Here is an 18,505-nt window from a genome sequence, read left to right as displayed (position 1 = left end):
CGGAGAGCAGGTCGGTGGACCGCGACCCCAGCACCGGCGGGACGTCGACCCCGCCCCGGACGGCGAGGTAGCTGCGCAGGCCGCGCGCGGGCGGTCCGAGCCGCAGCTCCTCCCCCGCACCCAGCCAGGTCGGCGCCGCGTGCGGGACGCCGGGGCAGAGGGCGCCGGTCAGCGCCACCCACGCCCCGACGTCGGCCCGCACGGCCAGCCCACCGGCGGTCACCTCCAGCAGCGCCGCGGCCGGGTCGTTGCCGACCAGCCGGTTCGCCAGCGCGGCCGCCGCCCGGTCCGCCGCGCCCGACCGCCCGATGCCCTGCGCGGCGAGACCGGGCCGGCCGAGGTCCTGCACGGTGGTCAGCGGTCCCGGCGCCAGCACCGTGAGCGTCACCGCGCCTCCGTGAACCGGATCCGCACGCCCGGCCGGAGCAGGGCCGCGGGGTCCCGGTCGACGTCGAAGACCACCAGGTCGGTGCGGCCGAGCAGCTGCCAGCCCCCGGGCGAGGCCTGCGGGTACACCGCGCCGAACCCGCCGGCGACGGCCACCGACCCGGCCGGCACCCGGGTGCGCGGGACCGCCCGCCGCGGCACGTCCCAGCCCCCGCCCTCGGGCACCGCGTAGCCGAAGCCGGGCGCGAACCCGCCGAAGGCGACGGTCCAGACGGTGCCGGTGTGCCGGGCGACCACCTCGCCGACCCCGCAGCCGAGCGCCGCGGCGACGTCGGCCAGGTCCTCGCCGTCGTAGTGCACCGGCACCTCGACCTCGACGCCGTCCGGCCGCGCGCCGGTGACCGGTTCGGCGGCCCGGACCCAGGAGGCGACCGCGGCCACCGACGTCCGGCCCGGGTCCAGCGCGACCAGCACGGTGCGGGCGGCGGGGACGACGTCCAGGACGCCGTCCGGCGGGTCGGTGAGCGCGGCGTGCAGGGCCAGCACCTCGTCGAGGTCGGCGAGCTCGACGAGCACCGCGGCGTCGCCGCTGGGCAGCATCCTCACGCGAACGGGGCGAGCTCGACCCCCGCCGCGGTCAGCTCGGCGCGCACCCGGCGGGCGATGCCGACCGCGCCCGGGGTGTCCCCGTGCACGCAGATCGACGCCGGGGCCAGCCGCAGCTCACCGCCGTCGACGTCGGGCACGGACCGGCCGGTGGCCATCGCGGTGCAGCGGGTGGCGATCTCGTCGGGGTCGTGCAGCACCGCGCCGGGCAGTCGGCGGGGCACCAGGGCGCCGTCGGGGGTGTAGGCGCGGTCGGCGAACGCCTCGTCCACGGTGGCCAGCCCGGCCTCCCGGGCCAGCCGCAGGAACGCCGAGCCCGGCAGCCCCAGCACCGGCAGCGTGGCGTCGACGTCCACGACCGCGGCGACCACCGCCGCGGCCTGCTCCTCGTGGTGGACGACGGCGTTGTAGAGCGCACCGTGCGGCTTGAGGTAGCGCACCCGGTCACCGGCGACCCGGGCGAACGCCGACAGCGCGCCGAGCTGGGCGACGACGTCCTGGGTGAGCTCGTCGGGATCGACGTCGATGAACCGGCGGCCGAAGCCGGGCAGGTCGCGGTAGGAGACCTGCGCCCCGATCGCGACGCCCCGCTCGACGGCCCGCTCGCAGACCCGCCGCATCGTGCGGGGGTCGCCGGCGTGGAACCCGCAGGCCACGTTCGCGCTGGTGACGACCTCGAGCAGGGCGTCGTCGTCGCCGAGGGTCCAGGCCCCGAAGCCCTCGCCGAGGTCGGCGTTGAGGTCCATCAGCCCTCCGGCTCCGGCGGGACCTCGGTGCCGTCCCGGTCGGCCCACTCCAGCAGGGGGCGGAGGTCGAAGACCTCGCGGTCGATGTCGGCGTGCAGGTCGCCCAGCTGCGCGAACCGGGCCGGGACGGTGCCGATGGTGAAGTCGCGGGGGTGGGCGTCGTCCACCTCGTCCCAGCGGATCGGTGTCGACACGGTCGCGTCGGCGTTGCCGCGCACCGAGTAGGCCGCTGCGATCGTGTGGTCCCGGGCGTTCTGGTTGTAGTCCAGGAAGATCGCCGTCGGGTCGCGGTCCTTGCGCCACCAGGTCGTCGTGACGTCGGCGCTGCGCCGCTCGACCTCGCGGGCGAAGGCCAGCGCGCCCCGCCGGACCTCGGCGAACCCGTGCTCGGGCCTGATCCGCACGTAGACGTGCAGGCCCTTGCCGCCGCTGGTCTTCGGGAAGCCCACCGCGCCGAGCTCGTCGAGCACCTCGTGCACCACGTGGGCGACCCGGCGGACGGCGGCGTAGTCGGCGTCGGGCATGGGGTCCAGGTCGATGCGCCACTCGTCGGGCACCTCGGTGTCGGCGCGCCGGCTGTTCCACGGGTGGAACTCCACGGTCGACATCTGCACCGCCCAGGCGACGTGCGCCAGGTGGGTGACGCACAGCTCGTCGGCGGTGCGGTTCCAGCGCGGGAAGTGCAGCCGCACCGTCTCGATCCACGGCGGCGCGCCCGCCGGGATGCGCTTCTGGTGCACCTTGTCGCCCTCGATGCCCTTGGGGAACCGGTGCAGCATGCACGGTCGCTCGCGCAGGGCGTTGACGATGCCGGGGCCGACGGCCAGGTAGTAGTCGAGCAGGTCCTTCTTGGTCCAGCCGTGGGCCGGGAAGTAGACCCGGTCCGGGCTGGACAGCCGGACGTCGAGCCCGTCGACCTCGACCTCGATGGCGTCGCTCACGCCGGCAGTCCTACCGCATCGGCGGACAGCTGCCACAGGTCCCGCGCGCGCCGGTCGTCGGTGGCCCACGGCATGGCCGGTGCGGTGTCCCGGTCGGCGTGGAAGCCGCCGTTGCGCCACCCCTCGGCCGCGGTGGCCAGCCACACCAGGGTGTCCGCGCCCTGCGCCGGGGTGCGGAAGCTGCGGGACAGCCCCAGCTTCCAGGCCAGCCCGGACAGCCCGCCCGACCGCGCCCCGAACGACGTCGCGACCGCACCCGGGGTGTAGCAGGTGGCGGTGACGTCGGGCGCCCAGCGGCGGGCCAGCTCGCGGGTGAACAGAGCGTTCATCGTCTTGGCGCGGGAGTAGGCGAGCATCCCGGAGTAGGGACGGGGCGGGTCGGCGGTGACCCGGCGCGGCAGCGGACCGATGCGGTGCATGAACGACGACGTCGTCACCACCCGACCCCGGGCCGCTCGCAGGGGCTCCTCCAGCAGCCGGGTGAGCAGGTACCCGGCGAGGTGGTCGACCTGGAACGTGGTCTCGAACCCGTCGACCGTCGTCGTGCGCCGGGGGAAGGAGGCGCCTGCGTTGTTGGCCAGCACGTCGATGCGCCGGTGCTGCTCCGCCAGGGTCGCCGCGAGCGCCCGGACGTCGTCCAGCCGCGCGAAGTCGACGGTGTGCCGCTCCACCTCGCGGTGGTCGTCGGGGTGGCCCTGCCGTTCGAGCTCGTCCGCGACCGTGGCGGTCTTCTCGGCCGACCGACCGACCACGACGACCCGCCAGCCGTCGCGGTGCAGCCGGCGCGCGGCCGCCGCCCCGATGCCGTCGGAGGCACCGGTGACGACGGCGGTGCGGGGGCCGCTCAGGCCTTCGGCTCCACGAGCACGACGGGGATCTCCCGGTCGGTCTTGCGCTGGTAGTCGGCGTAGTCGGGGAAGGCCGCGACCGCGCGCTCCCACCACTGCGCCTTCTCCTCGCCGTGGACCTCCCGCGCGACGCCGTCCCGGACCTGGTCGCCGTCCTGCACGGTGACCTCGTCGGGGTGGGCCATGAGGTTGAAGTACCAGGTGGGGTGCTTGGGCGCCCCGCCCTGGCTGGCGACCATCGCGTAGACGCCGTCGTGCTCGACCTTCATCAGCGGGTTCTTGCGGACCTTGCCGCTCTTCGCACCGCGCGTGGTGAAGATGACGACCGGCTCCGGGCGGTTCGGGAGGGTGTTGGCCTCGCGTCCGCCGCTGCGCTCGTAGGCCTCGACCTGGTCGCGGACCCACTTCTCCGGGCTGGGCTCGTACTCGCCTTGCAGTGGCATGCCCCGACCCTAGGACTCACGGGTCGCCCTCGCCCCCGCACCGAGTGGCACCCCAGCGGGCGACCCCGGGCCCGGCACGCCCGTTCCCGTGCCACTCGCGTCCCGCCAGGCGCTCAGCCGGCGGCGTCCTCGGCCAGGACGTGGGCGACCAGGGCGTTGGCGTGGCCGTGGCCCATGCCGTGCTCGGACTTCAGCCAGGACACCAGCGCCATGTGCTTGGCATCCGGCTCGGCGGCCCGCCGGTCGCGCACCAGCTGCTGGAGCTCGCCGATCGGCCGGCCGTACTTCTTCTCCATCGACGGGAAGTAGCTGGCCGGGCCCTGCACCCTCTCGGTCACGGCCCCATCCTGGCGCACGGGAACCCTCCGGCGGGCGCGCTCGTGCACCGGTGGCACGGCGGGCACCGGTTCGGCAGGGTGTCCGCAGACGACGACCCAGAGGAGGACGACGTGGTGGACATCGGGAAGTTCGCGAAGAAGGCCCAGGACGCATTGGCGCAGGGGTCGGACAGGATCGAGGCCGCGCTGAAGGACAACGCCGGCAAGATCGAGGGCGCCGTCGACAAGGCCGGGCAGTTCGCCAAGGAGAAGATGCCCGACCGCGCCGCGCAGATCGACAACGCGACGCAGAAGGCCAAGGCCGCCGTCCCCCGCCACGAGGACGGCACCGGCGCCTCCACCGGCACCGGGTACCCGAGCGACCCGCCCGCGCCCAGCAGCACGGGCGCCCCGGTGACCCCGACCCACACGGCGGCCGACAGCACGGCACCGAGCTGGAGCCCCCCGGGCGCGGCCACCCCGCCGACGCCACCCGCTCCCCCGGCCCCGCCGACGCACACCCCGCCCACCCCGCCGTCGCCGACCCCCGAGGTCGACCGCGCAGCGCGCGAGCAGGGCTGACCCACACCGGTGAGCACCCCGACCGACCCCGCCGCGACCGCCGCCGGCATCGCCGCCGGGTACGCCTCGACCGGCCCGGCCCTGGAGCTGGGCTCGGTCGTGGCCGGCGGCGCACCGCACCCCACCGCCCAGGTGCGGGTGCCGCTGTCGATGATGACCCGCCACGGGCTGGTCGCGGGTGCCACCGGCACGGGCAAGACCAAGACCCTGCAGCTGCTGGCCGAGCAGCTCTCCGCGCAGGGCGTCCCGGTCGTGCTCGCCGACGTCAAGGGCGACCTGACCGGGCTGTCCCGGCCCGGCGAGCCCGGCGACCGGATCAGCACCCGGGCCACCGACACCGGCGACCAGTGGACGCCGACCGGCTACCCGGTGGAGTTCCTCGCGCTCGGCGGGCTGGGCACCGGCGTGCCGGTGCGCTCGACCATCACCTCGTTCGGACCGGTGCTGCTGAGCAAGGTCATGGGTCTGAACAAGACCCAGGAGAGCTCGCTGGGCCTGGTCTTCCACTACGCCGACACCGCCGGGCTGCCGCTGCTGGACCTCAAGGACCTGCGGTCGGTGATCAGCTGGCTGGTCAGCGACGAGGGCAAGGCCGACCTGGAGGGCCTGGGCGGGCTGAGCAAGGCCACCGCCGGGGTGATCCTGCGCGGCCTGGTCGCCCTCGACGACCTCGGCGGCGACGTGTTCTTCGGCGAGCCCGAGTGGAACACCGCCGACCTCATGCGCACCGCCCCCGACGGCCGCGGCGTGATCAGCTCGGTGGAGCTGTCGGCGGTCGCCGACCGGCCGGCACTGTTCTCCACCTTCCTCATGTGGCTGCTGGCCGACCTGTTCGAGGACCTGCCCGAGGTCGGCGAGGTGGACAAGCCCAAGCTGGTCTTCTTCTTCGACGAGGCGCACCTGCTGTTCAGCGGGGCGAGCCCGGCGTTCCTGGAGTCGGTCACCCAGACCGTGCGGCTGATCCGCTCCAAGGGCGTCGGGGTCTTCTTCGTGACCCAGAACCCCACCGACGTCCCGCCCGCCGTCCTCGGGCAGCTGGGCAACCGGGTCCAGCACGCGCTGCGCGCCTTCACCCCCGACGACGCGACCGCGCTGAAGAAGACGGTGAAGACCTACCCGAGGTCCGACGCGTACGACATTGCCGAGACGCTCACCGCGCTGGGCACCGGTGAGGCGATCGTGACCGTGCTGTCCGAGCGCGGTGCCCCCACCCCGGTGGCCTGGACGATGCTGCGTGCGCCGCGCAGCTACATGGGCGCGGTCGAGCCCGCCCAGCTGCAGGCCGCCATCGCCGCGTCCCCGCTGCTGGCCACCTACGGCACCGCCGTCGACCGGGAGTCGGCCTACGAGCGGCTGGCGTCCCGGCTGGCTCCCCCGCCCAGCGCCCCGCCGCAGGCCCCCGCACCCCGGCAGCAGCCCGAGCAGCGGGACGAGCAGGCCCCGCGGTCGCGGTCCCGCCGGGAGCCGGCGCCGGAGAAGGGCGTCGTCGAGCAGGTGCTGGGCTCCTCGGCCTTCCGGTCGTTCGCGCGCTCGGCGGCCTCGGCGCTGGGCCGCGAGATCACCCGCGGCATCTTCGGCACCCGCCGGCGCTGAGACTCAGCCGTTGGGCGGCCGGATCAGGCTGACCACGACCAGCCCGACGAACACGACCGCGAACGCCCACACCGGGACGCCCAGCATCCAGAACGTCAGCAGTGCGCTGGCCAGGCACACCGCCCCGAGGACACCCACGGTGGCGACCCGCCCCCGCACCCCCCCAGGTCTGGTCACCCCCCGAGGGTCACAGCAGCGGGTCACATCCGCATCACGGTCCGGGAAGCGTTCCCCACCTGTGATCTGCCAGGGTGACCCGGTGACCGAACCGAACCCGCGCGTGGTGGTGCGCGGTGAGACCACCCTGCGGGTGCGGCCCAGCCACGCCACGCTGTCCATCACCGCGACCGCGCGCGACAAGCGCCGCGACCGCGCCCTGGCCGTGGTCGGCGAGGTGCAGGCCGGCGTGGCCGCGCTGCTGGCCGAGCACGCCGAGCTGGTGACCCGCTCCTCCACCGCGGCGGTGAGCGTGCACCCCGAGCAGGCCGAGCGGAACCGGGTCACCGGCTACCGCGCCAGCATCACCACGCAGGTGCGGCTGGAGGACGTCGACCGGGTCGGCGAGGTGGCCGTCGCCGCGGCCGCCCTCGACGGCTGCTCGCTGTGGGGCCCGAGCTGGCGGCTGGACCGTGACGACCCCGCGCACGCCCAGGCCCGCACCGAGGCGATCGGCGAGGCGCTGTCGCGCGCCCGCGGGTACGCCGAGGCGGTCGGCAGCCGGGTCACCGCGCTGGTCGAGCTGCGCGACGTGGGCACCGCCGCCGCCGTCCCGATGATGCTGGCCGCCGGGGGCGCCCGCGCCGCCGCGGCACCGGAGCTGGACCTGGAACCGGCGCTGCAGGAGGTCCACGGCGCGGTCGAGGCCGTCTTCCTCATCTCCGCCCCCGACCTCGAGGAGCTCTAGGTGGTGCGTTTCCGCGAAGGTGCCCGGCTGGACACCTCCGGCGTGCAGGACCGCCGCGGCGGCGGCGGTCGCGCCGTGGCCGTCGGTGGTGGCGGCATCGGCGTGCTGGGCCTCATCGCCTTCGTGCTGGTGCAGGTCCTCGGCGGGGGCGGCGGGACGGGCTCGGGCGCCGACGTGGCCAGCATCCTGGCCCAGCTGCAGGGCGGCGGGTCGGGCACCGCCGACAACACCGAGCTGGCCCAGGAGTGCCGCACCGGCGCCGACGCCAACGACAGCGCCGACTGCGCCGCGGTGGCCATCGTGGACTCCATCCAGGACTACTGGTCCACGGCGCTCCCGCAGACGAGCGGGACGGCGTACGCCGACACCCAGACCGTGTTCTTCACCGGCTCGGTGCAGACCGCCTGCGGCGGGGCGACCAGCGGGTCGGGGCCCTTCTACTGCCCCGGCGACCAGCTGGTCTACGTCGACCTGACCTTCTTCGACCAGCTGCAGACCCAGTTCGGCGCCCGCGGCGGCACGTTCGTCGACGCCTACGTGCTGGCCCACGAGTACGGCCACCACGTGCAGAACCTGCTGGGCACCAACCAGCGGGTCACCCCCGGCGAGACCGGCCCCACCTCGGGCACGGTGCGCCTGGAGCTGCAGGCCGACTGCTACGCCGGGGTGTGGGCCAACCACGCCACCACCGTCTCCGACGACGGCCAGGCACCGCTGATCACCGAGATCACCCAGGACGACGTCGACCGCGCCCTGGACGCCGCCAGCCGCATCGGCGACGACTTCATCCAGACCAACCTCGGCAACGGCACCGTGGACCAGGACGCCTTCACCCACGGCTCGTCCGCCCAGCGCGAGCGCTGGTTCAGCACCGGTTACCAGACCGGTGACCCGGCCGCCTGCGACACGTTCGGCACGGACGACCTCGGGTGAGCGACCTCCGGGTCGACGTCGAGGGCCCGGTCGCGACGCTCACCGTCGACCGGCCCGCCAAGCGCAACGCGATGACCCGCGCGATGTGGGCGGCGGTGCCCGGCCTGCTCGCCCAGGTGGTGGACGACGTCCGGGTGCTGCTGGTGACCGGCGCCGGCCCGTCGTTCTGCGCGGGCGCCGACATCGGCGAGCTGCTGGGCGGGGACGACCCGGCCGACCCGATGGCCGGGCTGCGGGCGGACAACCTGGCCGCGCAGGCCGCCCTGCGGGCGTTCCCGCACCCGACGCTGGCCGTCGTCCGGGGGCACTGCATCGGCGGTGGGGTGGAACTGGCCGCCAGCTGCGACCTGCGCTTCGCCGACGAGGGCGCGGTGTTCGGGGTGACCCCGGCCCGCATCGGCGTGGTCTACCCGCCGGCGCCGACCCGGGCGCTGGTCGACCTGGTCGGCCCGGCGACGACCAAGTGGTTGCTGTACTCGGGCGAGCTGCTGGACGCGGCGGCGGCGCTGCGGGTGGGCCTGGTCGACGAGGTGCACCCCGCCGACCGGCTCGACGCGCGGGCGCGGGAGTTCGCCGCCGTCCTGGCCGTCCGGTCGGCGCTGACCCAGCGGGCGACCAAGGAGGTCGTCACCGCGCTGACCGAGGGCCGGGACGCCGAGCCGCTGGCCGCCCGCAGGTTCGCCGAGACCATCGCCTCCGGTGAGCTGGCCGAGGGGGTGGCCGCGTTCGCGCAGCGGCGGCCGCCGCGGTTCCCGTCCGGAATCAGCCGGGACTGAGGGCGTTGCAGCGGGCATGACCACCATCGGCATCATCGGCGCCGGCAACATCGGCGCCCAGCTCGCCCGCATCTCCGTCGACGCCGGCTACGACGTCGTCATCGCCAACTCGCGCGGGCCGGAGACCCTCTCCGACCTGGTCACCGAGGTCGAGGGCCGGCCGACCCGGCAGGGCTCCATCACCGCCGCCACCGCGGCCGACGCCGGCGCCGCCGGCGAGGTCGTCGTCGTCACCGTGCCGCTGAAGAACCTGGACGACGTCCCGGTCGAGCCGCTGGCCGGCAAGGTCGTCATCGACACCGGCAACTACTACCCCGAGCGCGACGGCCACATCGCCGAGCTCGACGACGAGACCACCACGACCGCGGAGATGGCGCAGGCGCACCTGCCCACCTCGAAGGTCGTGAAGGCGTTCAACCACATCTACGCCCAGCACCTCACCGACCAGCGCTCGCCCAGCGGCACCGAGCACCGGCGCGCGCTGGTCATCGCGGGCGACGACGCCGACGCCAAGGCCTGGGTCGCCGACTACATCGACCGCATCGGCTTCGACGCCCTGGACATCGGCCCGCTCGCCGAGGGGTGGCGCATCCAGCGGGACACCCCCGGCTACGGGCCCGAGTACGACATCGACCAGCTGCGCCAGGCCGTCGCCGAGGCCAAGCGCTACCGCGACATGTGAGACCGGGCCGCGCCCGCCGTCCTCAGACGGCGAGCGCGGCCTCGTCGGCAGCCACCGCGGCGTTCCACGCCGGCTTGTCGGCCCGCCAGCCCTCCTCGGTGCGCCCGGCCCGCCAGTAGCCGGAGACGCTGAGCAGCTCCCGCGGCACGTCCCAGCGGGCCCGCACCGCGCGGCGCAGCTCCCGGACGAACCCGGCCTCGCCGTGCACGAACACCTGTGGCACGCCGCCGGGCAGCTCGGCCGCGAGCACGGCCGCGGTCAGTGCGCTGCCCACCGGGTGCGCGCCGCGGTGCACCCAGGTCACCCCGGGCAGGTCCTGCTCGTCGGCGGGACCCGCGACCTCGACGAACACGTGCGCCGGGGCGCCCTCGGGCAGCCGCGGCAGGGCGGCGGCGATCGCCGGCAGCGCGGAGTCGTCGCCGGCCAGCAGGTGCCAGTCGGCGTCGGCGGACGGCCCGTAGGCACCCCCCGGCCCGGCCAGCTGCACCCGGTCGCCGGGTTGCGCGGCCGCGGCCCAGGGCCCGGCCACCCCCTCCTCGCCGTGCACCACGAAGTCGACGGTCAGCTCGCCGGTGACGGCGTCCCAGGCACGCACCGTGTAGGTGCGGGTGACCGGCCACCACTCCTGCGGCTGCTGCGCCTGCACCGCCTGCACGTCGAACGGCGCCCCGTAGGGCGCCCCGGCGGGTGCCAGCTGGAGCTTGACGTAGTGGTCGGTGAACTCGCCGGCGTCGAACCCGGCCAGGCCGTCGCCGCCGAGCACCACCCGGACCAGGTGCGGGGTCACCCGCTCGGTGCGGACGACGGTGCCCACGCGGGTGACCCGCTTCTTCGGTGCCTGTGCCACGGCGATGCTCCTTCTTAGGGTGCCCTAACCGTACGGCATCCATCTGGTTGCATTCCCCAACGTGCGCCTCCGGGTGGGCGGCGTGATGATCGCCACGCAGACCCCAGGAGGCAGCGATGGCCAGCGGCACCGCCGATCTCGGCACGATCACCACCGACGTCCCCGCCCGGCTGGACCGGCTGCCGTTCTCCCGCTTCCACCGGATGGTCATCGTCGGGCTGGGCACCGTCTGGGTGCTCGACGGCCTCGAGGTCACCATCGTCGGCAGCGTCGGCGCCCGGCTCACCGAGTCCGGCAGCGGCATCTCGATCACGGCGTCGCAGATCGGGCTGGCCGCGTCGATCTACATCGTCGGGTCCTGCCTGGGCGCGCTGTTCTTCGGCCAGCTCACCGACCGCTTCGGCCGCAAGAAGCTGTTCATGCTCACCCTGGGCATCTACGTGGTGGCCACCGTCGCGACCGCGTTCGCCACCGCGCCCTGGTTCTTCTACCTCTGCCGGTTCTTCACCGGCGCCGGCATCGGTGGGGAGTACGCGGCGATCAACTCCGCCATCGACGAGCTCATCCCGGCGCGGTTGCGCGGCCGGGTGGACCTGCTGGTCAACGGCTCCTACTGGCTGGGCTCGGCCGCGGGGTCCGGTGCCTCGCTCCTGTTCCTGGACGAGGACCTGCTGGGCGCGGGCCTGGGCTGGCGGCTGGCGTTCGGCATCGGCGCCGTCCTCGGGCTGCTCATCCTGCTCGTCCGCCGGCACGTCCCGGAGAGCCCGCGGTGGATGTTCATCCACGGCCAGGCCGACGAGGCGAACCGCACCGTGGCCGACATCGAGCGCGAGGTCGAGCGCGAGACCGGGCAGACCCTCGAGCCGGTCGACCAGGAGCTGAGGATCCGGCAGCGGCACGCCATCCCGTTCTCCGAGATCGCGAAGGTGGCGTTCACGAAGTACCCGAAGCGCGCCGTCCTCGGGCTGGCGCTGTTCGTCGGGCAGGCGTTCCTCTACAACGGGTTCACCTTCAACCTCGGCACGCTGATGACCACCTACTTCGGCGTCGCCGCCTCCACCGCACCGGTCTTCCTCGTGGTCTACGCCGTCGGCAACTTCCTCGGCCCGGTGCTGCTCGGGCCGCTGTTCGACACGATCGGCCGCAAGCCCATGATCAGCACCAGCTACCTGGGGTCGGCCGCGATGGCCGTGGTCATCGCGCTGGTGTTCACCGGGCTGAACGCGTGGACGTTCATCGCGCTGCTCGGCGTCACGTTCTTCCTCGCCTCGGCCGGGGCCAGCTCGGCCTACCTGACGGTGAGCGAGATCTTCCCGATGGAGACCCGGGCGCTGGCCATCGCGTTCTTCTACGCCGTGGGCACCGGGCTGGGCGGCATCATCGGCCCGGTGCTGTTCGGCACGCTCGTGGAGTCCGGGGACCCGGGTCGGCTGGTCACCGGGTTCTGGATCGCGGCCGCGGTCATGGCGGTCGGCGGGGTGGCCGAGCTGGTGTTCGGCGTGAAGAGCGAGAACGCCTCGCTGGAGGACATCGCCGACCCGCTCACCGCGGAGCGCTGACCCGGCCCCGACAGGCGGGCACGACCCGGAGGCCCTACCGTCCGACGGCGTGTCCAGTCCGGGGCAGGCCGCCACGACAGCGCGACGTCGGGACCTCGACGTGGTGCGCGGGCTGGCCGTGGTGCTCGCGCTGGGCTGGCACTTCGCCCGCAAGCCGACCGGGGTCCCGCCGCTGACCTGGGCCGCCGCGCCCGGCGGGTCGTTCGGCTGGGCCGGCGTCGACCTGTTCTTCGTGCTCAGCGGCTTCCTCATCGGCCGGCTGGTGCTCACCGAGACCCGGCGCACCGGGCGCTTCGACGGCTGGCGGTTCAGCGTGCGGCGGGCGTTCAAGCTGTGGCCGGTGCTCTACCTGTACCTCGTCGTCCAGGCCGTGGCCGGCACCGACCGCCCGGGCGACACGAGCGGCCCGCTGTGGTCCAACGTCGTCCACCTGCAGAACTACCTCGGGACGCCGGTGCCCCACCTGTGGTCGCTGGCGGTCGAGGAGCAGTTCTACCTGGCCGTGGCCCTGCTGCTGCCGCTGGCCGCCCGTCGCCGGGTCCGCCCGCGCACCGTCGCCGCCGTGCTGGGCACGGTGCTCGCGGTGGCGCTCGCGCTGCGGGTGTGGGCCACCGCGCGCGGGTGGGGTGCGGTGGACCTGCAGTGGCAGACCCAGTTCCGGGCCGACTCGCTGGCGGCCGGCGTGCTGCTGGCCTGGGCCGAGGTGCACCGGCCCGACGCGTTCGACGCGCTGCGCCGCCGTCGGGTGCCCCTGCTGGCCGTCGTCGCGGGCGGCACCGCATGGCTGGCGGTCGTGTCCAAGGCCAGCCCGTGGGGCATGACCGCCGGCTACACGGTCGCCTGGGTGTGGGCCGCGGCCATCCTGCTGCTGGTGCTCGACGCCCGCTGGGTGGCCCGCGCCGGCTGGGTGTCCCGGCCGATGGCGGCGTTGGGCCGCAACTCCTACGGCATCTACGTCTGGCACGTGCTGGCCGCGCAGCTGGCCATCGAGGCACTGGGCCGGGACTACACCGACGGCGGCGGCGTCAACCTGGTGGTCAAGTACGCCGCCGCCCTCGTCGTCGGGGTGGTCGCCACCCAGCTGGTCGAGCGGCCCTCGCTGTGGCTGCGCGACCGGCTGCTGCCCGGTCGGACGAGGCCTCAGACGAAGGCCGACAGCCCCGTCACCGAGCGGCCCACGATGAGCGTGTTCATCTCGCGGGTCCCCTCGTAGGAGTACAGCGCCTCGGCGTCGTTGAAGTACCGGACGACGTTGTTCTCCAGCACGATCCCGTTGCCGCCGAACAGCTCGCGGGCCATCGCGACGGTCTCCCGACCGCGCGCGGTCACGTAGCTCTTGGCCAGCGCCGCCTGGTCGTCGCGCAGCTCGTCGGCCTCCTGCAGCTGCGCCACCCGCACCACCATGCCGAGGCTGGCGGTGACGTTGCCGAGCATCTTGGCCAGCAGGTCCTGGATGAGCTGGAAGGACCCGATCGGCTTGCCGAACTGCACGCGCTCCTTGGCGTAGGCCAGCGCGTACTCGTAGGCGCCCATCTGGCACCCGACCCCGGACCAGGCGACCCCGCCGCGGGTGACCTTGAGGACCTTGTTGACGTCGGTGAAGGTGTTGCCGCCCTCGAGCTTGTGGTCGGCGGGGATGCGGCAGTCGGTGAACACCAGGTCGGCGTTCTGCACGGTGCGCAGCGCGAACTTGTCCTCGATCTTGCTGGCCGTGAAGCCCGGGGTGCCCTTGTCGACGACGAAGGTCTTGACCTGGTCGTCGGCCTCGTCGCGGGCGAACACCACGACGTGGTCGGCGAAGGTGCCGTTGCCGATCCAGCGCTTGGCGCCGTCGAGCACCCAGGAGTCGCCGTCGCGGCGGGCCGTGGTCCGCAGGCCGCGGGCGACGTCCGAGCCGCCCTCGGGCTCGGTCAGCGCGAAGGCGCCGATCTCGTCCATCGACATCATCGCGGGGATCCAGCGCTGCCGCTGCTCCTCCGAGCCCAGGATCATGATCGACCCCATGGCCAGGCCGTTGTGCACGCCCAGGAAGGTGGCGATGGACGGGTCGACCCTCGACAGCTCGAGGGCCTGGAACCCGTTGTAGAGCTTGGACGCCGGTGGCCGGCCCTCCCACTCGTAGGCGCGGCCGACGACGTCGATCGAGGCGAACTCCGGGATGAGGTCCATCGGGAACTCCGCGGCTGCCCAGGCGTCGTTCACCCGGGGGCGGACCTTCTCGTCGAGGAACTCCCGCAGCGCCAGCAGGTCCTTGCGCTCGTCGTCGGGCAGGAGCGCCTCGTACCCGAAGAAGTCCCCGGTCAGCAGGTCGGCGGTCATGGTGGAGTCCCTCCGGTCGACGTCGGCGTCTGCCTCGATGGTCCGCTCCCTACCCGCCGGTAGCCACCTGATGCCGGGCGTCGTGGGCCGGCTCACCCCTAGGCTGGCGACCCGGTCGGCCGAGGGACGGGGGACGTGTGCGGGTGCTGCAGGGTGCGCTGGCCGGGGTCGCGGTCGGCTCCTTCGTCGGCTGGTCCACGGGCGTGCTGCGGCCCTGGTCGGGTGCGCTCGCCGGCGTGCTCCTGGTCCTGGCCGCCCTGGTGTCGATCTCCGCCGGCCGCCGGGAGGGTCGGCAGCGTGCCGCGGCCCGGCGGTCGAACCCGGTCACCGCGGCCGTGGTGGCGGCGCCCGGCGGGTTCTTCACCGGTCGCCGGCTCGGCGATGCCCTGGCGTGGCTGGCCGCCGAGCACGCCGTCGCGGTGCTCGAACGGGTCGCCGTCACCGAGGACGCCCTCGCCGTGCTCGGCCCCGGGCCCCAGGGCCCACGGCTGGCCGAGGTCACCGAGCGGGACGGCGCCTTCGCCGTCGAGTTCGCCGACCTGCCCACCGGGGAGCCCTCCCTCGGCAGCGCCCGTTTCCAGGCGCGCGACGTCGCACCCGACGTGCTGCCCCGCGCCCTGGAGCGCGCCCGCCGGGAGCACCCCGCCACCTGGACCGAGGTCGTCGACCCCGAGGCCGTGCTGCTGCGCCCGGACCGGCTGCGCGACGAGGTCACCGTGCAGCTGCACAACGGTTCGCTGACCGGCCTGGACCAGACGCTGTGGGCGTCGGCCGCCGGCGACGTCCTCTTCGTCCAGGAGTCGCTGTCGTGACCGCCGTCGTGCCGCCCGCCCCCGGCGAGCGCCGACCCCGCCGCGGCGGGTTCGGGGCCGCGTTCGTGGTCTCGCTGATGCTGACCCTGGCCGTCGTCCTCTCGGTGCACAACGGCGCGCTGCCCGACCCGACCAGGGACTCCGCGTCCTCCGGGTACTCCGCCGACGACTCGGACGACGAGGTCCCCTTCACCGACCCGGACCGCCTGCAGCAGGCGCTGGACGCCGCGGTGGCCGACGTGGGCAGCGCCCGGGCCGCGCAGGTGGTGGTCGAGGACGGCGAGTTCTCCGCCGTCCTGTTCGACCCCGCGACCAGCCTGTGGTCCCGCTACCGGGAGTACTCCTTCGACGCCCCCGGGGACGGCCGGTCCGAACCGCTGCCCTCGCAGCCGCCGACGGAGGCCGAGTTCCCCCTGGAGCTGGTGTCCGGACCGGGGCTGGTGGCCGCGCTGGGCACCGGCAACCGGGCGATCGGCAACGACCCCGACGACCTCCCCTTCGTGCAGCTGGTCGCCGAGCGGCCCTTCCCGGCCTACGGCGACGTGCTGCTGATGGTGTCCGACCGGTACAGCTCGGGGTCGCGGGCCTGGCTCTCCCCCGAGGGCGCCGTGCTGCGCTCCGAGGTCGGCTGAGGGCGTCGCTAGCCTCGCCGGCATGGTCTCCCTGGGCACTCCCCTGTCGCCGTCGGCCACCCGCGTGATGCTGCTGGGCAGCGGCGAGCTGGCCAAGGAGGTGCTGATCGCGCTGCAGCGCCTCGGCGTGGAGACCATCGCGGTCGACCGCTACGACCACGCTCCCGGCCACCAGGTCGCCCACCACGCCCGCACCACCACCATGAGCGACCCCGCGCAGCTGCGCGCTCTGGTGGAGGCCGAGCGGCCCGACGTCGTCGTCCCCGAGATCGAGGCCATCGCCACCTCGACGCTGGTGGAGCTGGAGGCCGCGGGCCAGCGGGTGGTGCCGACGGCGCGCGCCGCCCGGCTGACCATGGACCGCGAGGGCATCCGCCGGCTGGCCGCCGAGACCCTCGGCCTGCCGACCAGCCCGTACCGGTTCTGCGACTCGCTGGAGGAACTGCGCGCCGGCGCCGAGGCGGTCGGCTTCCCGTGCGTGGTGAAGCCGGTGATGTCCTCCTCGGGCAAGGGCCAGAGCACGGTGCGGACGGCGGAGGACGTCCAGGCGGCGTGGGAGTACGCGATGGCCGGCAGCCGGGTGGCCGGCACCCGGGTCATCGTCGAGGGGTTCGTGGACTTCGACTACGAGATCACCCTGCTGACCGTGCGCTCCCGCCGTGGCGAGCAGACGGTGACCGACTTCTGCGCCCCCATCGGGCACCGGCAGGAGTCCGGGGACTACGTGGAGAGCTGGCAGCCGCAGCCGATGAGCGAGGTCGCGCTGCAGCGCGCGAAGGACATCGCCGCCGCGGTGACCGGCGACCTCGGCGGGCACGGGCTGTTCGGCGTCGAGCTGTTCGTGCGGGGGGACGACGTGTGGTTCTCCGAGGTCAGCCCCCGCCCGCACGACACCGGCATGGTCACCATGGCCACCCAGTGGCAGGACGAGTTCGAGCTGCACGCCCGTGCCCTGCTCGGCCTGCCGGTCGACACCACCCTGCGCAACCCCGGCGCCTCGGCCGTGGTCCACGGCGGGGTCGAGGCGACCGGGACCGTGTTCGACGGCGTGGACGAGGCCCTCGCCCTGCCCGGGGTGCAGCTGCGGCTGTTCGGCAAGCCGGAGAGCTTCACCCGGCGCCGGATGGGCGTCGCGCTGGCCCGGGGCGCGGACGCCGACGCCGCCCGCGCCACCGCCCGCGAGGCCGCGTCGCGGGTTCGTCCCCGCGCCTGATCAGGCGCGGAACCCCGAGGTGGCGGCCGCGACCTCCTCGGCGCGCGGGACGTCGCGGAACGTGCCGACGGCGACCCCGGTGCGCTTGCGCTTCCAGGTGCCGACCACCTCGCCGTCCTCGACCAGCACGGGCAGGAACACCCCGTTGCCGCCGGGCACGACGAGCTCGAACCGGCCCTCGGCCAGCACCCACGACCGGTCGGTGTGGCCGAGGACCAGCTCGTCGAAACCGGCCAGGGCGCGGAGGCCGTCGGGGTCGGCGGGCGGGGGCTCGCCGTGGGCCCACAGCACGGCCTCGCCGCACCGGACCTCGGTGAGCTCGGCGACGGCCGCCGCGCGGTCGGGCGGCGGCTCCCCCGGCGCCCACTCGTCGAGCAGCACGAACGCCTGCACCGGCCCACCCGCCGTCTCCCCCCGCCGCGGGCCCAGGCACAGCACGCCGAGGTGGGCCAGCCGCCCGTACAGGTGCGGGGTGCGCTGGCCGGAGACGTCCAGACCGGCCGCGGCCCAGCACCCGGCGAGCTCGGGCCGGGTCAGCGCCCCGCCGCCGGCGAGCTCGGTACGGGCGACGTCGGCGGCGCGGGCGACGTCGGCGTCGGTGATGCCGAGCTGCCGGTGGCGGGGCTCGGCGGTGCGCATCTGCCGCTGCGCGGTCAGCGACAGCAGCAGCCGCAGGTCGGCCGGGGTGGTGGCGAACAGGGTGCCGCGCATGGGCCACGCCCGGACGACCGCCCCGCTGTCGAAGGCGGCCCACACGTCGGCGACGGTGCTGCCGGGGACCCGCGACCCGATGGCCCACTCGGCCTGCCGGCGGTCCTGCGCCTGCAGGGCCAGGAGCCCCGCGACCGTGCCGACCACCCCGCCCCGGGGGCGGGTCAGCCCGAGCGCGGCCAGCCGCATCCGGCGCAGGGTGAGGACGTCGATCGGCATGCGGGCACTCCCCTCGGTGGGCGCGCACGCTAGCCCAGGGCACCGACAGGACCGGGCCGCGCCGTCTCCAGGCCGGCCGCCGTCCACAGATCCGCTCCGTGCGGCCCACCGCGACGGACCTCGGGCAGGCTGCCGGCATGCCCATCCCCTGCCGGCGTGATCCCGACCCCGCCGAGCTGCTGCGGGCCGCAGTGGCGACCGCCCGGCACGCCGGCACCACCGCCGACCTGCTCGACCCGCTGACCGCCGCCCTGGCCCTGCGCTGCCCGGAGCTGGACCTCCCGGGTCTGCACGAGCAGCTGGCCGGCGCGATCCGCGGGCTGTGGGACCGGGGCTGGCAGCCCGCCGACGTCGTGCACGTGGTGGGCCGGCGCACCAGCCGCCGGGCCGCGCGGCGGGCCGCCGCGGGCGGTCGCGCCGCGGCGCGGGCCCGCC

Annotated in this window: 22 protein-coding genes and 1 pseudogene; 12 read left to right on the top strand and 11 right to left on the bottom strand. The window is 74.8% G+C overall.

The features are described from left to right. The 7 genes and pseudogenes from NH342_RS16295 to NH342_RS24315 form a co-directional block, all read right to left on the bottom strand. Positions 1-388: pseudogene (locus tag NH342_RS16295) on the bottom strand (allophanate hydrolase subunit 2 family protein); the annotation flags it as partial. Beyond that, positions 385-987 (bottom strand): allophanate hydrolase subunit 1, encoded by a 603-nt coding sequence (locus tag NH342_RS16290; RefSeq protein ID WP_253016221.1) that lies wholly within the window; start codon positions 985-987, stop codon positions 385-387. The gene NH342_RS16290 and the pseudogene NH342_RS16295, both read right to left, overlap by 4 nt. Before the next feature lie 2 nt (positions 988-989). After that, positions 990-1,739, bottom strand: a complete 750-nt coding sequence (locus NH342_RS16285) for a LamB/YcsF family protein (protein WP_253016218.1) — start codon at positions 1,737-1,739, stop codon at positions 990-992. Further along, the gene (gene ligD, locus NH342_RS16280) at positions 1,739-2,680 is read right to left on the bottom strand and encodes a non-homologous end-joining DNA ligase (RefSeq protein ID WP_253016217.1); all 942 of its coding nucleotides are present in this window, start codon (positions 2,678-2,680) and stop codon (positions 1,739-1,741) included. The genes NH342_RS16285 and ligD overlap by 1 nt, the downstream gene beginning before the upstream one ends. Next, a complete protein-coding gene (locus tag NH342_RS16275; protein WP_253016219.1) occupies positions 2,677-3,621 on the bottom strand; it encodes an SDR family NAD(P)-dependent oxidoreductase in 945 nt (314 codons plus the stop codon). The genes ligD and NH342_RS16275 overlap by 4 nt, the downstream gene beginning before the upstream one ends. Beyond that, positions 3,525-3,971, bottom strand: coding sequence for a nitroreductase family deazaflavin-dependent oxidoreductase (locus NH342_RS16270; RefSeq protein ID WP_253016216.1), 447 nt, complete (start codon positions 3,969-3,971; stop codon positions 3,525-3,527). Before NH342_RS16270 ends, NH342_RS16275 begins: the two co-directional genes overlap by 97 nt. Before the next feature lie 113 nt (positions 3,972-4,084). Further along, positions 4,085-4,309 (bottom strand): DUF4287 domain-containing protein, encoded by a 225-nt coding sequence (locus NH342_RS24315; protein WP_253016215.1) that lies wholly within the window; start codon positions 4,307-4,309, stop codon positions 4,085-4,087. A 78-nt stretch (positions 4,310-4,387) separates the two neighbouring features. Here NH342_RS24315 and NH342_RS16260 point away from each other — a divergent pair, with 78 nt between their 5' ends. Both NH342_RS16260 and NH342_RS16255 read left to right on the top strand, forming a co-directional pair. After that, complete coding sequence (locus NH342_RS16260) at positions 4,388-4,870, top strand: antitoxin (RefSeq protein ID WP_253016214.1); 483 nt, start codon at positions 4,388-4,390, stop codon at positions 4,868-4,870. 9 nt (positions 4,871-4,879) lie between these two features. Next, on the top strand, positions 4,880-6,463 hold the full coding sequence (locus NH342_RS16255) for a helicase HerA-like domain-containing protein (protein ID WP_253016213.1): 1,584 nt from the start codon (positions 4,880-4,882) through the stop codon (positions 6,461-6,463). Between the two features lie 3 nt (positions 6,464-6,466). Here NH342_RS16255 and NH342_RS24310 read toward each other — a convergent pair whose 3' ends face one another. Beyond that, on the bottom strand, positions 6,467-6,640 hold the full coding sequence (locus tag NH342_RS24310; RefSeq protein WP_253016212.1) for a hypothetical protein: 174 nt from the start codon (positions 6,638-6,640) through the stop codon (positions 6,467-6,469). 82 nt (positions 6,641-6,722) lie between these two features. Here NH342_RS24310 and NH342_RS16245 point away from each other — a divergent pair, with 82 nt between their 5' ends. From NH342_RS16245 to NH342_RS16230, 4 genes are read left to right on the top strand one after another with little or no spacing between them, the layout of a single operon-like run. Next, positions 6,723-7,367 (top strand): SIMPL domain-containing protein, encoded by a 645-nt coding sequence (locus NH342_RS16245; protein WP_253016211.1) that lies wholly within the window; start codon positions 6,723-6,725, stop codon positions 7,365-7,367. Next, positions 7,368-8,300, top strand: a complete 933-nt coding sequence (locus NH342_RS16240; RefSeq protein ID WP_253016210.1) for a neutral zinc metallopeptidase — start codon at positions 7,368-7,370, stop codon at positions 8,298-8,300. Then, positions 8,297-9,076, top strand: coding sequence for an enoyl-CoA hydratase/isomerase family protein (locus tag NH342_RS16235; protein WP_253016208.1), 780 nt, complete (start codon positions 8,297-8,299; stop codon positions 9,074-9,076). The genes NH342_RS16240 and NH342_RS16235 overlap by 4 nt, the downstream gene beginning before the upstream one ends. Positions 9,077-9,092: 16 nt before the next feature. Further along, positions 9,093-9,758 (top strand): NADPH-dependent F420 reductase, encoded by a 666-nt coding sequence (locus tag NH342_RS16230; RefSeq protein WP_253016206.1) that lies wholly within the window; start codon positions 9,093-9,095, stop codon positions 9,756-9,758. A gap of 22 nt (positions 9,759-9,780) precedes the next feature. Here the strand turns inward: NH342_RS16230 and NH342_RS24305 are convergent, their stop codons facing one another. Further along, a complete protein-coding gene (locus NH342_RS24305; RefSeq protein WP_253016204.1) occupies positions 9,781-10,605 on the bottom strand; it encodes a siderophore-interacting protein in 825 nt (274 codons plus the stop codon). 116 nt (positions 10,606-10,721) lie between these two features. Between NH342_RS24305 and NH342_RS16220 the strand changes: the two genes are divergently transcribed. Both NH342_RS16220 and NH342_RS16215 read left to right on the top strand, forming a co-directional pair. Then, positions 10,722-12,164 carry an MFS transporter gene (locus NH342_RS16220; protein ID WP_253016202.1) on the top strand — a complete coding sequence of 481 codons (1,443 nt, stop codon included), beginning with the start codon at positions 10,722-10,724 and terminating at the stop codon, positions 12,162-12,164. 49 nt (positions 12,165-12,213) lie between these two features. Next, positions 12,214-13,377 carry an acyltransferase gene (locus tag NH342_RS16215; RefSeq protein ID WP_253016200.1) on the top strand — a complete coding sequence of 388 codons (1,164 nt, stop codon included), beginning with the start codon at positions 12,214-12,216 and terminating at the stop codon, positions 13,375-13,377. Here the strand turns inward: NH342_RS16215 and NH342_RS16210 are convergent. Further along, positions 13,305-14,483, bottom strand: a complete 1,179-nt coding sequence (locus tag NH342_RS16210) for an acyl-CoA dehydrogenase family protein (RefSeq protein WP_253016198.1) — start codon at positions 14,481-14,483, stop codon at positions 13,305-13,307. The genes NH342_RS16215 and NH342_RS16210 overlap by 73 nt on opposite strands. Positions 14,484-14,620: 137 nt before the next feature. Between NH342_RS16210 and NH342_RS16205 the strand changes: the two genes are divergently transcribed. From NH342_RS16205 to purT, 3 genes are read left to right on the top strand one after another with little or no spacing between them, the layout of a single operon-like run. Next, entirely contained in the window at positions 14,621-15,295 is a 675-nt protein-coding gene (locus NH342_RS16205) for a hypothetical protein (RefSeq protein WP_253016196.1), read from the top strand. Continuing rightward, the gene (locus NH342_RS16200; protein ID WP_253016195.1) at positions 15,292-15,927 is read left to right on the top strand and encodes a hypothetical protein; all 636 of its coding nucleotides are present in this window, start codon (positions 15,292-15,294) and stop codon (positions 15,925-15,927) included. Before NH342_RS16205 ends, NH342_RS16200 begins: the two co-directional genes overlap by 4 nt. 22 nt (positions 15,928-15,949) lie before the next feature. Beyond that, entirely contained in the window at positions 15,950-17,140 is a 1,191-nt protein-coding gene (purT, locus tag NH342_RS16195) for a formate-dependent phosphoribosylglycinamide formyltransferase (protein WP_253016194.1), read from the top strand. Here purT and NH342_RS16190 read toward each other — a convergent pair whose 3' ends face one another. Further along, the gene (locus NH342_RS16190; RefSeq protein ID WP_253016193.1) at positions 17,141-18,070 is read right to left on the bottom strand and encodes a winged helix DNA-binding domain-containing protein; all 930 of its coding nucleotides are present in this window, start codon (positions 18,068-18,070) and stop codon (positions 17,141-17,143) included. 137 nt (positions 18,071-18,207) lie between these two features. Here NH342_RS16190 and NH342_RS16185 point away from each other — a divergent pair. Continuing rightward, the coding region (locus tag NH342_RS16185; protein WP_253016192.1) for a hypothetical protein at positions 18,208-18,505 on the top strand (298 nt) is incomplete at its 3' end.

Source organism: Klenkia sp. PcliD-1-E, assembly GCF_024124375.1.
GTDB lineage: Bacteria > Actinomycetota > Actinomycetes > Mycobacteriales > Geodermatophilaceae > Klenkia.
This window is presented reverse-complemented; position numbering and strand designations above follow the sequence as displayed.